Source organism: Pseudomonas neuropathica, assembly GCF_015461835.1.
Classification (GTDB): domain Bacteria; phylum Pseudomonadota; class Gammaproteobacteria; order Pseudomonadales; family Pseudomonadaceae; genus Aquipseudomonas; species Aquipseudomonas neuropathica.
Genome location: NZ_JACOPX010000008.1, coordinates 314,968 through 330,557 on the forward strand (window position 1 = coordinate 314,968; position 15,590 = coordinate 330,557).

Here is a 15,590-nt window from a genome sequence, read left to right on the forward strand (position 1 = left end):
CAGTGTCCTCTGGATGAACCCCTCAACGCGGGGATAAAGCCTGGGTGGCCTGACCGGCCTGAATCAGGTCAGCAGGTCGTCTGTTGAGTAGGAACGAGGACGATGAAAGGAAATTTAACGAGGAAGGATCAATGGGCATCCCATTGTTTGATGCGCATGCGGCAATGTTTCATGGCGTTGACGATGTGCTTTTCCACCAACGCCTTGGAAATCCCGAGGTGCTCGGCAATTTCCGGGTGGGACAGACCTTCGATCTTGCGCAGCAGAAAACTTTCCCGGCAGCGCGGCGGCAACTCGGCCAACGCGCGCTGAAGCATCTCCAGACGTTGACCGTGGTCGAGGGTGCCGTGGGGCGACGGGGTGAAATAGCGCTCTTCGCTGTCCAGCACATCGAGCGATTCGACCTGGCGCAAGGCGTTGCGCCGATGATCATCGATGACCAGGTTCAATGCCGTGCGATAAAGAAAGGCCCGCGGTTGTTCGATCGGTGTGTCGCTGGAACGCTCCAGTACCCGCACATAAGCGTCATGCACCACATCTTCGGCCACCTGACGGTTACCCAGCTTGGCGTTAAGGAAACACACCAGCTCGCGATAGTAGTTTTCCAACATGACTCCCGACCGCATCGATGCAGTTCCTGTCCTTGAGCACACTGATCCAGCCGCCGCAAACGCAGTAGCAAGATAGTGGCAACGTGAGGTGCGTAATTTATAGTAATTCTCATATAGATTTAAAGCGCTGTTTCCACATCCGCCCCAAATAGTCGCGTCTGGCTACCTGTTACTTGATGTGTACGGCGCTTAAATTCCCTTGTGCATTCATCGTTTACAGGACAGCTCCCCGTATCTGTCGTGCCATGCGACAGCGTTCAGCGCCTCTGCACGCCTGTGTACTGGCCGAATGACGGGCCGATTCCACTGGCCGGAACCCTGCATGAAACGTCCCCGCCCCGCCCGACGCGCTCTGTTCGCCGCCCTTTGCCTGATTCCCGTGATCGCCGTTGCCGCGTGGCAAGTCCTGCCGCCCGGGCGCGACGCCCTCGCCACGGTGCAGGTGACCCGCAGCAGTATCGAAAACAGCGTGACCGCACTGGGCACGCTGCAGCCACGCCGTTATGTGGACGTCGGTGCGCAGGCGTCCGGGCAGATCCAGAAGATTCATGTCGAGGCTGGCGACACGGTCAAGGAAGGCCAGTTACTGGTAGAGATCGATCCGTCCACGCAAAAGGCCAAACTGGATGCCGGGCGGTTTTCCATCGAAAACCTCAAGGCGCAGTTGCAGGAGCAACGCGCCCAGCACGACCTCGCGCAGCAGAAATACCAACGCCAGCAGAAACTCGCCGCCGGTGGCGCCACCCGTGAGGAAGACGTGCAGACCGCCCGCGCCGAAGTCCGCGCGACCCAGGCACGCATCGACATGTTCCAGGCGCAGATCCGTCAGGCTCAGGCCAGCCTGCGCAGTGATGAAGCGGAGCTCGGCTACACACGCATTTATGCACCGATGAGCGGCACCGTCGTGGCCGTCGGCGCCCGCGAAGGCCAGACGCTCAATGCGCAACAGCAAACCCCGCTGATTCTGCGCATCGCCCGGCTCTCACCGATGACCGTGTGGGCCGAGGTTTCCGAAGCGGACATCGGCCACGTCAAACCCGGCATGACCGCCTACTTCACCACGCTCAGCGGCGGCAGTCGGCGCTGGAGCAGCACCGTCCGGCAAATTCTGCCGGTGCCGCCGCGCCCGCTCGAACAGAATCAGGGTGGCAGCCCCACCAGCGGTCGCAGCGGCAGCGAACGCGTGGTGCTCTACACCGTGTTGCTCGACGTCGACAACGCCGACAACAGCCTGATGACCGACATGACTGCGCAGGTGTTCTTTGTGGCGCAACAGGCGCAAGACACCCTCACCGTGCCCAGCGCCGCCCTGCAACCCGGCTCACGCCCACAATGGCAACGGGCGCAGATCGTCGCCGCCAATGGCGAAATCCAGTCCCGCGAAGTGCGCACCGGCATCAGCGACCGCTTGCGCACCCAAGTGCTTGAAGGCCTGGCCGAAGGCGATCACATCCTCAGCGCGCCGGCCACCGGCAGCGGAGGCTGAATGCAAACCCCTCTGATTGACCTGCGGCAGATCCGCAAATCCTATGGCGGCAATGACAGCCCGCTGGTGGAAGTATTACGCGGCATTGATCTGTCGATTCATGCCGGTGAGTTCGTCGCCATCGTCGGGGCGTCCGGCTCCGGCAAGTCGACATTGATGAATATCCTCGGCTGCCTCGACCGCCCTACCAGCGGCGAATACCGCTTCGCCGGAGAAGACGTCGCCCGACTCGACACCGATGAGCTGGCCTGGCTGCGCCGCGAAGCGTTCGGTTTTGTGTTCCAGGGTTATCACCTGATTCCGTCCGGTTCCGCCCAGGAAAACGTCGAAATGCCGGCTATCTACGCCGGCACCCCGGCCGCCGAACGCCACGCCCGCGCCAGTGCCTTGCTGGAGCGGCTCGGCCTGGGCAGCCGCACCGGCAACCGTCCGCATCAGCTTTCCGGTGGTCAGCAACAACGGGTGTCGATTGCCCGGGCGCTGATGAACGGCGGCCACATCATCCTCGCCGACGAACCCACCGGCGCCCTCGACAGCCACAGCGGCGCCGAGGTCATGACCCTGCTCGACGAGCTCGCCGGTCAGGGCCATGTGGTGATTCTCATCACCCACGACCGCGAAGTCGCACAACGAGCCAAGCGCATCATCGAAATCCGTGACGGCCTGATCATCAGCGACACCGCCGAACAGCCGTCAGCCCCACCGCGCAGCGCCAATCCCGGCGCCCTGCAAGCGGTGGATCTGCGCCAGCGCCTGAGCAGCGGCAGCACCCAGACCGGCGCCTGGAAAGGTGAACTGGTCGACGCCGTGCAAGCGGCGTGGCGGGTCATGTGGATCAATCGTTTTCGCACCGCGCTGACCCTGCTCGGGATCGTCATCGGCGTGGCCTCGGTGGTGGTGATGCTCGCGGTGGGCGAAGGCAGCAAACGCCAGGTGATGGCGCAAATGGGCGCCTTCGGCTCCAACATCATTTACCTCAGCGGCGCCGCACCCAATCCGCGCACGCCACCGGGCATCATCACCCTCGACGACGTCGCCGAACTGGCTGCCCTGCCCCAAGTCGAGCGGATCATGCCGGTCAACGGCTCGACCGCCGGCGTGCGTTTCGGCAATGCCGACCACAGCAGTTACGTCGGTGGCAACGACACCAATTTTCCAAGCATTTTCAACTGGCCAGTGGTTCAGGGCAGCTACTTCACCCAGGCCGATGAAGACAGCGCCGCCGCCGTGGCGGTGATCGGCACCAAGGTGCGCGACAAGCTGCTCAAGGATGTCGCCGACCCGATCGGCCAATACATCCTGATCGAAAACGTACCGTTTCAAGTGCTCGGTGTTCTGGCGGAAAAGGGCTCGAGCTCCGGCGATTCCGACAGCGACAACCGCATCGCCGTGCCCTACTCGGCGGCCAGCACGCGCCTGTTCGGCAGCCGTAATCCGGAATACGTGGTGATCGCCGCCAAGGACGCACGCAAGGTCAAAGACGCCGAGCAGGCGATCGAACAGGCGATGCTGCGGCGCCACAACGGCAAGAAGGATTTCGAACTGACCAACAACGCCGCAATGATTCAGGCCGAAGCACGCACGCAAGGCACGCTGTCGCTGATGCTCGGCGCCATTGCTGCAATCTCTTTGCTGGTCGGCGGTATCGGCGTGATGAACATCATGCTCATGACCGTGCGCGAACGCACCCGGGAAATCGGTATCCGCATGGCCACGGGTGCACGACAGCGCGACATCCTGCGCCAGTTCCTCACTGAAGCGGTGATGCTCTCGGTGGTCGGCGGCATTGCCGGCATCAGCCTGGCGATGCTGGTCGGCGGCGTGCTGTTGTTCAGCGGCGTGGCGATCGCGTTTCAATGGCTGGCCGTGATCGGTGCGTTCGCCTGCGCGCTGGCCACCGGCGTCCTCTTCGGCTTCATGCCTGCCCGCAAGGCTGCCCGGCTCGACCCGGTCACGGCCCTTACCAGTGAATGATCGACCTATGAAAGCGCCACTGACCATCCTTGCCGCCAGCCTGTTGCTGGCAGCCTGCAACAGCCCTGCGCCACGCCCCGACAGCGGTGTGCAGCCACCGGCCGCCTGGCAATCACCGGACCATCCCGGCGCCGTGCAGAACAACCGCCAGTGGTGGACGCAGTTCGGCAGCCCCGAGCTGGATCGACTGGTCGAACAGGCGCGACTGGGCAGCCATGACCTCGGCGCCGCTGTTGCGCGGGTCAGGCAAGCCCAGGCCAGCGCGACGATTGCCGGCGCCCCGCTGCTCCCCGAAATCAAGGCCGGTCTCAATGCCAATCGGCAGAAACTGTTGCACGGCAAAGGCTACAGCCAACTCGATGTCAGCCCGGATAATCGCTCGCTGGATTATTACGACGCCGAGCTGAGCGCCAGTTACGAAATCGACTTCTGGGGCGGCAAACGCGCGGCCCGCGACAGCGCCGTGTTCGGCGTACAGGCCAGCGAATTCGACCGCGCCACCGTCGAACTGACCCTGCAAAGCGGCGTGGCCAGCAGCTACACCCAAACCTTGGCGTTGCGCGAACAGGCACGCATTGCCGAGCTCAATCTGGCCAACGCGCAGAACGTCCTGCACCTGGTGCAAACCCGTTTCGACGCCGGCAGCGCCACCGCACTGGAACTGGCCCAGCAAAAAAGCCTGGTCGCCGAACAACAGCGCAAACTGCCGCTGGTGCAGCAACAGGCCCGCGAAGCCTTGATCACCCTCGCCGCCCTGCTCGGCCAACCGGTGCAGGCATTGTCCGCACCGCAACAGTCGTTCGAACAGTTGCAATGGCCGAACATCGCCAGTGGCGTGCCCAGCGATCTGCTGAGCCGGCGCCCGGACATCGCCAGCGCCGAAGCCAAACTGGCAGCGGCACAGGCTGACGTCAGCGTGGCCCGCGCCGCCATGCTGCCGAAAATCACCCTGACCGCCAGCCTCGGCACCGGCGCCGATCTGGCGGCGGACCTGATGCGCACAACGTTCTACAATCTGTCTTCCGGCTTGACCGCGCCAATCTTCAACAACGGTCGCCTGAGCGCCGAGCGTGACAAGGCCAACGCGCGTCAGGACGAACTGCTGGAAACCTATCGAGGGGCGATCATCAATGGCTTTGCCGACGTGGAAAAAGCCCTGAGCAGCATTCGCGGCCTCGATGAACAACGCCAGTGGCAAAGCGAAGAACTGAGCCAGGCGCAGACCGCGTTCGACATCGCCCAGAGCCGTTATCAGGCCGGTGCCGAAGACTTGCTGACGGTGCTGCAAACCCAGCGCACCTTGTATGCGGCGCAGGATATGAATGTGCAATTGCGCTTGTCGCGACTGCAGGCCAGCATTGCTCTGTACAAGGCGCTGGGCGGGGGTTGGCAGGTTATCTGACAGCAACATCTCCTGCAGGAGCTGGCGAGTGCAACGAGGCTGCGATCTTTTGATCTTGCTTTTAAGAGTCAAGATCAAAAGATCGCAGCCTTCGGCAGCTCCTACACGGGGATCGTGTCGTGACTGATTGAATTCTCGGGGCAAAAAAAATCGCAGCACCGGGCTGCGATTTTTTTGCGCTCAGAGTTGCCGCCCTTTCACTTTCAGATGCCGCGCGTACCACGGTCGCTGCGGCACTTTGCGGAACAGGTCGGCCATGTTGTCTTCATCGCCAAAGGTGATGCGCAACGCCAGCTTCATCGTCTCAGGATCCATCTCCACCGAGCGTCCGATCTGCAACCCCGGCACGGTGCTGCAGCCATGGGTGTCCGGCCCCAGCCACGGGTCATCGACCTCAACCCAGCGCCCCGGCGCAAACCACGGCACGCCGTTGACCTCCAGCCGGCTGACCTCGCCCGGATGAAAACGCTCGTGGGCGCGGAACCAGTCTTCGATGCGATCATCGATCCAGCCGTGGAAACGCCAGAACACCGGGTTCACATGGGAGGAAAACGGGTCGCCGAGAAAGTCGTTTTCCGGGGCATACCAACGCGCGGCAAAATCCGCCTGATCGCGCGCCATCGGCACCGGAATGTCGTTGGACGGATCCCGCGCCACCGACGCCCAGCGCATGTGCAACCAGTCGTGCAGGCCCAGTTCGACTTCCGAGCCGAACTGGCCGAGGCTGAGTTTCGCCAAGTAGCGCGGGTCGCGGTACTGCGATTCCCAGACCTGGAAATTGCTGTGATAGGTCTCGGCCGCTTTGATATCGCTGACCCACTTGGTGTATTCGTCATCACCTTCGGTCAGCCACGTCGGTGGCAGTGCATCGCCGTCGTGATTGTCGAAGTAGCGGGCGAAGCCCTGGCGGTCGCGTTCCAGCTCCGGCTGCGGCATCGGGAAGGCCTGCCATGACGGCAGATCCTGCATCGAACGGGCCTTGCCTAGCATGTGCCGGTGCATGAAGAAAAAATCGATGCCAGAGCCGTTACGATCCTTGCTGGGCCCACGGGCATCGCGCTCCTTGTCACGGGGGCCGGGTTGCCAGCCAATACCGCGCAGGGCGTCGCGTTTTTTCTCCGAGAGCTTGTGCCACTTGTCGCGGCTGGCGTGCCAGAGCTGGTGGAACAGGCGATGTTCCGGCGCCACCAGCCACGCCAACAGCGTCGGGTTCAAACCGGTGCGCTCGCGGGCTTCGGGAAAACGCCGCTTGATGGCGATGAAATGATTGTCCAGTTCGGGCAGCGCCAGGGGCCGGTCCAGGCGCAACACTTGTCCGGTGAACGTGCCGCTGCCGGCATTGCCGAACGCCGCCCAGACTTCGTCGAGTTTGACTTTGAATTCGTAGACCGGCGGCGCGTGCGGCGCATCGGTGCGCAGCAGACGCCAGTACATTTCGGCGCCGTTGCCTGGTGCCAGATCGCCGATCACTTGGTAACGCGCAGGCGCTTCAGAGCGCAGGTTGGCACCGGTATCGAGAAACCCGCGCAAACCGCGCCCCCGGTGGGCAATGTCGAGAAACAACTCGAGGCCGTCGCGTGGCAAGCCATCAAGCCCGGCCACAGATCCACTGAAACGGATATCCCAGACGCCGCGCAGGTTGTCCGCCAACTGTTGACCAGCCGTATCAGCCAGATCGACCGTGGCCTCGCCCGGGGTGATCGGAAACTCCTCGCGGGTCAGCTCACGATGTGCATAAAAAGCGGCAGGCAGCGCGGCGCCCGTGAGTGCCATGCCCGCCATGAACCAGCGTCGAGAGATCGTCATTGCCCTACCTGTGTCAGCCATGAAGCAGGCTTTATCCAAGCTAGAACGTTTGCTCGCCGGGGAAATTTACGGCCCCGGCAAAAGATCGCTGCGCGCCGTCAGCGCTTTTCCTGCGCGCGACTAAATTACCCGCCCGGCCACTCGTTCTTCCCAGATAGCAAAGGCCCCTGCGCCTGCACCTCGACGGCGAACCTGAATGAGATGGCAATGACAAAACCGCGTTCGAAAAAGGCTCTATTTATCGGCCTGCCGCTGGCCTTGGCGATCAGCGCCGGCGCAGGGTTTCTGGCTTGGGATTACTGGTTTCGGGACAACCCTGGCTACCCGGTAAAAGTGATGAAACAGGCGACCGAGTTCCAGGATCGCATTCTCTCCTTCGACAGCCACATCACCGTACCGCTGAGTTTCGGTGCCCACGGCAACGAAGCCGACAAGGACGGCTCCGGCCAGTTCGACCTGATCAAGGCCAATCGCGGGCGCTTGTCGGGCGCTGCGCTGACGGTGTTCGGCTGGCCGGAAATGTGGAACGGCCCGAACGCTCCGCATCGCCCCACCGAAGGTTTTGTCGAAGAAGCCCGCAACCAACAGGAAGTCCGTTACAAGATCATCACCGGCATGGTCCGCGACTTCCCCAATCAGGTCGGCATCGCCTACACCCCGGATGATTTCCGCCGCCTGCATGGCGAAGGCAAGTTTGCAATTTTCATCAGCATGCTCAACGCCTATCCGCTGGGCAACGACCTGAGCAAACTGGACCTGTGGGCCGGGCGCGGCATGCGCATGTTCGGCTTCAGCTACATCGGCAACAACAGCTGGGCGGACTCCTCGCGCCCGCTGCCGTTCTTCAATGACTCGCCGGACGCCCTCGACGGTCTCTCCGATATCGGCAAGCAAGCCGTACAGCGCTTGAACGACCTGGGCGTGATCATCGACGTTTCGCAGATGTCGACCAAAGGCCTGGAACAGGTTGCACAGCTGAGCCGCACACCGTTGGTGGCCTCGCACTCGGCGCCGCGTGCGGCGGTGGATATTCCGCGCAACCTCAGCGACAAGGAACTGCAGCTGATCAAGAACAGCGGCGGCGTGGTCCAGGTGGTTGGTTTCTCGCAGTACCTCAAACCGCTGACTCAGGGCACGCAGGACAAACTCAATGCCCTGCGCGCACGCTTCGATCTGCCGCCACTGCCAAACCTGGCCATGGCGCTGATGCCGGGCGATCCGATCATCACGGCCTGGTCGGAACAGAAACTCGGTCAGTACGCCAGCGGCCTCTACGGCATCCTTGAAGAAGAGCCGAAAGCCACCCTCAAGGATCTCGGCGACGCCATCGATTACACCGTGCGCAAAATCGGTATCGACCATGTTGGCATCTCGTCCGACTTCAACGACGGCGGCGGCATCAAGGGTTGGGAAAACGTTGGCGAAATCCGCAACGTCACCGCCGAACTGATCCAGCGCGGCTACTCCGAAGCGGACATCGCCAAGCTGTGGGGCGGCAACTTCATGCGCGTCTGGGATCAGGTGCAAAAAGCCGCAAAACCGGCACTGATTTCCCGTCAGGACACTGCCAAGCCATGACTGACCGCCGGACTTTTCTGAAACAGGCCGGTGTGATGGCGGCTGCCCTGCCATTCGGCGCCAGCCTCGCGGCGCCGGCAATGGCCACGACTTCGCCAGTGGCTTCTGCGAACAAATGGACGCAATTGCGCCAGTTGTTCGATCAGGACCCGCAGGCGATCCACTTCGCCAACTTCCTGATCACCTCCCACCCAAAACCCGTGCGCGAAGCCATCGAACGCCATCGTGCGACGCTCGACCGCAATCCGGGACTGGCGATGGATTGGGACCTGGGCAGCAACGAACAATTGCAGCAGAACGTGCGAGTCTGGGCCGGCCAATACCTGCAAGCCAGGCCCGGCCAGATCGCCCTCACCGGCAGCACCACCGAAGGCCTGGCGATGATTTACGGCAGCGTGCAAGTGCGCGCGGATCAGGAAATCCTCACCACCGAACACGAGCACTATTCCACCCGCAACATCCTCGATTTCCGCAGCCGCCGCGATGGCACGCGGGTGCGTAAACTCAGGCTGTTCGACAACCCGCAAAGCATTTCCCTGGATCAGGTGCTCGACACCATCAACCGCAACATTCGCCCTGAGACCCGCGTACTCGGCATGACCTGGGTGCATTCGGGCAGTGGTGTGAAATTGCCGATCAGCGCTATCTCGCGGCTGGTCGATGAACACAACCGTCAACGCGACGACAAGGATCGGCTGATTTACGTGGTCGACGGCGTGCACGGTTTCGGTGTCGACGACCTGAGTTTCCCGCAGATGAACTGCGACTTCTTTATCGCCGGCACCCACAAGTGGATGTTCGGCCCGCGCGGCACCGGCATCGTGTGCAGCCGCAGCGAAGAGCTGAAATACGTCAGCCCGAGCGTGCCGACGTTCTCCGAAGCCACCTCTTTCGCCACGATCATGACCCCGGGCGGTTATCACGCTTTCGAGCATCGCTGGGCGGTGGACGAAGCGTTCAAGTTGCACCTGCAACTGGGCAAGGCTGACGTTCAGGCGCGCATTCATCAGCTCAACAGCTACCTGAAGCAGCGCCTGCGCGAACACGCGAACATCGAACTGGTGACCCCGCTCGATCCGCAGTTTTCCGCCGGTTTCACGTTCTTCCGGGTCAAGGGTCAGGACAGTGATGCAGTCGCCGCCTACCTGATGCAAAACCGGGTGATCTGCGATGCGGTCAGCCGTGATGTCGGCCCGGTGATTCGCACCGCGCCCGGCCTGCTAAACAACGAAGCCGAAGTGGACCGTTTCATAGCCATCCTCGGCAAAAAACTGCGCGCCTGATCCTTCGCCTCCCGTTTTCCTTTCACAGAGACGACTCATGAAAAAGCCTCACGCCTGTTTCACCTTCAAGGCCTTGCCCGCGCTGGCCCTGACCGCGCTGTGCGCCGGCCTGTTGCCCGGTGCAGCTCAAGCGGCGACAGCGCCGGCGCCGGGCAAAGTGTTCAAGGACTGCAAAGACTGCCCGGAAATGGTCGTGCTGCCGACCGGCACCTTCACCATGGGCACTCCGGATGACGAAGTCGGCCGCGAACCGGACGAAGGTCCGCGCCACGCAGTGACCTTCAGCAAACCCTTCGCCATCAGCCGCTTTCAGGTGCTGGTCGGCGAGTGGGACGCGTATGTGCGCGAAACCGGCAACAAGCCTTACGACTTCGATGATCGCCCGGGTCGCCGCTGCACCGCAGGCAAACCGGAATTCAAACAGACCGCCCGCGACCCGGCCGTGTGCATGAACGTCGCCGAAGCCCAGGGGTACATCGATTGGTTGTCGAAAAAAACCGGTCATGCCTATCGCCTGCAAAGCGAATCGATCCGCGAGTACGCCGCACGCGGCGGCAGCACCGGGCCCTTCCCTTTCCCGTTCGATGAAGGCAACAACTACCAGATCTCCAAACACGCCAACACCTATGGCGCCGCCGACGGCTACAACTTCACCTCCCCTGCCGGCACCTTCCCGGCCAATGCCTTCGGCGTTTACGACGCCCACGGCAACGTCTACGAATGGACCGCCGACTGTTATCACAAGGACTACTCTGGCGTACCCAACGACGGTCGCCCGTGGACCCAGGAAAACTGCGAGCGTCAGGTCATGCGCGGTAACGATTGGGGCGAGGCGCCGGTGTTCTCGCGCTCCGGCAACCGCAACAGCAGCTGGCCGACCAGCAAAGGCGACTGGCTCGGGTTTCGCGTAGTGCGCGACCTCTGATCCTGCCCGCCACGACCGCAGCCCCGCCTGCGGTCGTTTAAAGAAAGTCCGTGACCATTCGTTTTCCTTAAGTACCGGCACTCCCTCCGCACCGAAGCAGGAATCCTCCATGACCAAGCCTACGCGTGGGGCGATCAACGAATTGTTCGCCTTGCTCAAGCCCTTCCGCCTGATCGTCTCTGTGTCCATCGTGCTCGGCATGATCGGCGGCCTGAGCGTCACCGTGCTGCTGGCGACCATCAACAACGCCCTGCATTCCGACGACGGCCTGACTCGCACCGTGGTAATGATCTTCGCTGGCCTCTGTGCGTTGGCCTTGTTGACGACGATTTTGTCCGACATCGGCACCAACTACGTCGGCCAGCACATCATCGCCAAATTGCGCAAAGAGCTGGGGGAGAAGGTCCTGTCGGCGCCGATCGACCAGATCGAACGCTACCGCAGCCATCGGTTGATCCCGGTGCTGACCCACGACGTCGACACCATCAGCGACTTCGCCTTCGCCTTTGCCCCGCTGGCGATTTCCATGACTGTCACTCTCGGCTGCCTCGGCTATCTGGCGCTGCTGTCCTGGCCGATGTTCCTGATGATGCTGGTGGCGATTGCGATCGGTACGACCATTCAGGCGATTGCCCGGGCCAAGGGCATGCGCGGTTTCTACGCTGCACGCGACTCTGAGGATGAACTGCAAAAGCACTACAACGCGATTGCCGAGGGCGCCAAGGAACTGCGCATTCACCGTCCGCGTCGCCAGCGCATGTTTGTCGCCGGTATTCAGAAAACCGCCGAGAAGATCTGCGACACCCAGATCAAATCCATCAACACTTTTGTGATCGCCAAGTCCTTCGGCTCGATGCTGTTCTTCGTGGTCATCGGCATGGCCCTGGCCCTGCAATCCTTCTGGCCCAGCGGCGACAAAGCGGTGATGAGCGGATTCGTCCTGGTGCTGCTGTACATGAAGGGGCCGCTGGAGCACCTGGTCAGCACCTTGCCGATCATCAGCCGTGCGCAGATTGCCTTCCGCCGCATCGCCGAACTGAGCGAGCAATTCTCCTCGCCCGAACCGCATCTGCTGCTGGAAGACCAAGGCAAGAAACCCGGTGCGGTCAACAGCCTGGAACTGCACAACGTGCGTTACGCCTTCCCACCCGTGGAAGGCAGCGAACCGTTCCGTCTGGGGCCGGTCAACCTGCGCATCGAACAGGGCGACATCGTGTTTATCGTCGGTGAAAACGGTTGCGGCAAGACCACGCTGATCAAACTGCTGCTGGGCTTGTACGCGCCAACCGAAGGCGAAATCCGCGTCAACGATCAACCGATCACCGCGCTCAACCGCGATGACTACCGGCAGAATTTCACCACGATTTTTGCCGACTACTACCTGTTCGACGATCTGATTCAGGGCGACCGCGAAGTCCCGCAGGACGCGACCCGCTACCTCGAACGCCTGGAGATTGCGCACAAGGTCAGCGTGCGCGACGGCGCGTTCAGCACCACCGATTTGTCCACCGGTCAGCGCAAGCGCCTGGCCCTGGTCAACGCCTGGCTCGAAGAGCGGCCGGTGTTGGTGTTCGATGAATGGGCGGCCGATCAGGACCCGACGTTCCGGCGGATTTTCTACACCGAGTTGCTGCCTGACCTCAAACGTCTGGGCAAGACCATCATCGTCATTTCCCACGATGACCGTTACTTCGACGTCGCCGATCAACTGGTGCGCATGGAGGCCGGCAAGGTCAGAAGCGAACTGCAAACCGCTTGATCGACGAGGCCGCGGCCAGGCCGGAAAAATAATTTTCCGGTTTGCCGCGGCTTCCTCGTCTTAATGAGATGAATAAGAACCATTAACAACTATACCTGCCAAGGTCTTAACCTCATGTCCGCATCCCGTTTCATGCTTCGCCCTCTGACTCGAGCCCTGCTGATGCACGGCGCGACACGCACTCGACTGGCCGGCACCGGCCTTGGTCTGGCACTGACACTCACGGCAGCCCCGTATGTCCAGGCCCAGGAATGGACCCTGAACATCCCGTCGCAGCCACTGGCGCAGGCGCTGCAAACCCTCGGCCAGCAGACCAGTCTGCAAATCATCTACAGCCCGGAAAACCTGCAAGGTCTGCGCTCCAGCGCGCTCAACGGCCGCTACCAGGATGATGAATCGCTCAAGGCGATGCTCAACGGTACCGGCATCCGCTACCAGCGTGACGGCAACACCGTGACCGTGCTCGGCCCGGCCACCGGCAGCGCGATGGAACTGGCCCCGACCAACGTCAATGCCAGCCGCTTGGGCGCCACCACTGAGGGCAGCAACTCCTACACCACCGGCGGCGTGACCATTGGCAAGGGCGTGCACTCGCTGAAGGAAACCCCGCAGTCGGTCACGGTGATGACCCGCAAGATGCTCGATGACCAGAACCTCAACACCATCGAACAGGTGATGGAGAAGACCCCGGGCATCACCGTGTATGACTCGCCCATGGGCGGCAAGTATTTCTACTCCCGTGGTTTCCGTATGACTGGCCAATACCAGTACGACGGCGTGCCGCTGGATATCGGCAGCAGCTACGTGCAGGCCGACAGCTTCAACAGCGACATGGCCATTTATGACCGCGTGGAAGTTCTGCGTGGCGCAGCCGGCATGATGAAAGGCGCAGGCGGTACCGCCGGTGGCGTCAACTTCGTACGCAAACGCGGCCAGGACACTGCGCACACGCAGCTCTCATTGTCGGCAGGCACCTGGGACAACTATCGTGGCCAGGTCGATACCGGCGGCCCGCTCAACGATTCCGGCACCATCCGTGGTCGCGCCGTGGTCACCGAACAGACCCGTCAATATTTCTATGACGTGGCCAGCCGCAAGGACCAGATCTACTACGGCGCCCTGGACTTCGACCTCAGCCCCGACACCACCCTGGGGCTGGGTTTCGCCTGGGAAGACGTCGACGCCACGCCATGCTGGGGCGGTCTGCCGCGTTACGCCGACGGCTCCGACCTGCACCTCAAGCGCTCCACCTGCCTGAACACCGCGTGGAACAACCAGCGCAGCAAACGCGCCACCTACTTCGCCGACCTGAAACACCAGTTCAACGACGACTGGTCGCTGAAGGTCGCCGGGGTGTACTCGCGCAACACCCAGGACATGGAATACGCCTTCCCGAGCGGCGCCGTGCCGGTCGGTGCCACCGCCACCAACACCCTGATGCTGGGCAGTATTTACGACTACGACCAGCGCGACTACGGCTTCGATGCCTATGTCGACGGCAAATTCGACGCCTTCGGTCAGCAACACGAGCTGACCATCGGCGCCAACGCCAGCCGCTCGCACAAGGATGACTTCTACGCCGTCGCCGCCCTGCCCCAACGGCAGAACGTGCTCGACCCCAACCACCACATCCCGCAACCGGACGAAAGCTACTACCTGGCCAACGCCTCCCGTGGCGGCCCGGTGGACATGCACATCAAACAATACGGCGCTTACTCCATCGCCCGCCTGAAACTGGCTGATCCGCTGACCCTGGTACTGGGCAGCCGTGTCAGCTGGTACAAGTCCGACACCGATTCGGTGCAGTACTTCCGTGGCGAAGGTACCCAGGTCGACACCAAGTCCACCGAAACCGGCCAGGTCACGCCGTTCGCCGGTGTGCTGTTCGACCTCAACGACAACCTGACCGCCTACGCCAGCTACACCGACATCTTCACCCCGCAAGGCGCTTACAAGACCATCGATGGCAGCACCCTCAAGCCACTGGTTGGCCAGAGCTACGAGCTGGGGATCAAGGGTGAGTGGTTCGACGGTCGTCTGAACAGCTCCTTCAACCTGTTCCGCACCATCCAGAAAGATGCCGCCCAGGATGACCCGCGCTGCGAAGACAGTTCTTGCTCGATCAACTCCGGCAAGGTTCGCGCGCAGGGCTTCGAAGCTGAAGTCAGCGGTGAGGTGATTGATCGCCTGCAATTGCTCGCCGGTTACACCTACACCCAGACCAAGGTGCTGGAAGATGCCGACGCCACGCAGGATGGCGTGGTCTACAACTCCTACGTGCCGCGCCATTTGCTGCGTGTCTGGGGTGACTACAGCCTGAGCGGGCCGCTGGATCGCGTGACGATCGGTGCGGGTGTCAACGCGCAGACGGGCAACTACCGCACTTCGCCTTTGGGCGGTGACAACATTGACGGTGCCGGTTATGCGGTCTGGAACGGTCGCATTGGCTACCGTATCGATGACACTTGGTCGGTGGCGCTTAACGGGAACAACCTGTTTGACAAGCGTTACTACTCGACCATTGGTACCGAAGGGTTCGGTAACTTCTATGGTGATCCGCGTAACTTCGTGATGTCGGTCAAGGCTGACTTCTGATTGGGTGTGTTGTGAGAGAGCCCCGCTTTGGCGGGGTTTTTTTTTGGGTGCGCCAGGCATGGCGCGTTGCGCGCAAGCGCAACCAGCTTGGCTGTGGTGGCCACGCTGGTGACTTGGAGGTGGAAGTCCTCTACACACCCGGCAAGGGGAAGTGTTAGCCAGAGGCAAGGG

The 15,590-nt window shown here is 62.0% G+C and carries 10 protein-coding genes; 8 read left to right on the plus strand and 2 right to left on the minus strand.

What is annotated here, in order from left to right:
* Positions 1-128: 128 nt before the first annotated feature.
* Complete coding sequence (locus tag H8F23_RS14190) at positions 129-611, minus strand: sigma-70 family RNA polymerase sigma factor (RefSeq protein ID WP_267464098.1); 483 nt, start codon at positions 609-611, stop codon at positions 129-131.
* Between the two features lie 322 nt (positions 612-933).
* Here H8F23_RS14190 and H8F23_RS14195 point away from each other — a divergent pair, with 322 nt between their 5' ends.
* The 3 genes from H8F23_RS14195 to H8F23_RS14205 are packed head-to-tail and all read left to right on the plus strand — an operon-like array spanning position 934 to position 5,473.
* Positions 934-2,097, plus strand: a complete 1,164-nt coding sequence (locus H8F23_RS14195; RefSeq protein WP_194934774.1) for an efflux RND transporter periplasmic adaptor subunit — start codon at positions 934-936, stop codon at positions 2,095-2,097.
* Entirely contained in the window at positions 2,098-4,071 is a 1,974-nt protein-coding gene (locus H8F23_RS14200; protein ID WP_194934775.1) for a MacB family efflux pump subunit, read from the plus strand. It begins immediately after the preceding gene.
* 7 nt (positions 4,072-4,078) lie between these two features.
* On the plus strand, positions 4,079-5,473 hold the full coding sequence (locus H8F23_RS14205) for an efflux transporter outer membrane subunit (protein WP_194934776.1): 1,395 nt from the start codon (positions 4,079-4,081) through the stop codon (positions 5,471-5,473).
* Between the two features lie 180 nt (positions 5,474-5,653).
* On the opposite strand, the gene pvdP is transcribed toward H8F23_RS14205, so the two are convergent.
* Positions 5,654-7,279: a pyoverdine maturation tyrosinase PvdP gene (gene pvdP / locus H8F23_RS14210; RefSeq protein ID WP_194934777.1), complete on the minus strand. Its 1,626-nt coding sequence runs from the start codon at positions 7,277-7,279 to the stop codon at positions 5,654-5,656.
* Between the two features lie 207 nt (positions 7,280-7,486).
* Between pvdP and pvdM the strand changes: the two genes are divergently transcribed.
* From pvdM to H8F23_RS14235, 5 genes are all read left to right on the plus strand, one after another.
* Positions 7,487-8,857, plus strand: coding sequence for a pyoverdine-tailoring dipeptidase-like protein PvdM (pvdM, locus tag H8F23_RS14215; RefSeq protein ID WP_194934778.1), 1,371 nt, complete (start codon positions 7,487-7,489; stop codon positions 8,855-8,857).
* On the plus strand, positions 8,854-10,140 hold the full coding sequence (gene pvdN / locus H8F23_RS14220; RefSeq protein ID WP_194934779.1) for a pyoverdine-tailoring periplasmic protein PvdN: 1,287 nt from the start codon (positions 8,854-8,856) through the stop codon (positions 10,138-10,140). Before pvdM ends, pvdN begins: the two co-directional genes overlap by 4 nt.
* A 37-nt stretch (positions 10,141-10,177) precedes the next feature.
* Positions 10,178-11,065 carry a dihydropyoverdine dehydrogenase gene (pvdO, locus tag H8F23_RS14225; RefSeq protein ID WP_194934780.1) on the plus strand — a complete coding sequence of 296 codons (888 nt, stop codon included), beginning with the start codon at positions 10,178-10,180 and terminating at the stop codon, positions 11,063-11,065.
* A 109-nt stretch (positions 11,066-11,174) separates the two neighbouring features.
* A complete protein-coding gene (locus tag H8F23_RS14230; RefSeq protein WP_194934781.1) occupies positions 11,175-12,824 on the plus strand; it encodes a cyclic peptide export ABC transporter in 1,650 nt (549 codons plus the stop codon).
* Between the two features lie 114 nt (positions 12,825-12,938).
* Positions 12,939-15,419: a TonB-dependent siderophore receptor gene (locus H8F23_RS14235; RefSeq protein ID WP_194934782.1), complete on the plus strand. Its 2,481-nt coding sequence runs from the start codon at positions 12,939-12,941 to the stop codon at positions 15,417-15,419.
* Positions 15,420-15,590 lie beyond the last annotated feature (171 nt).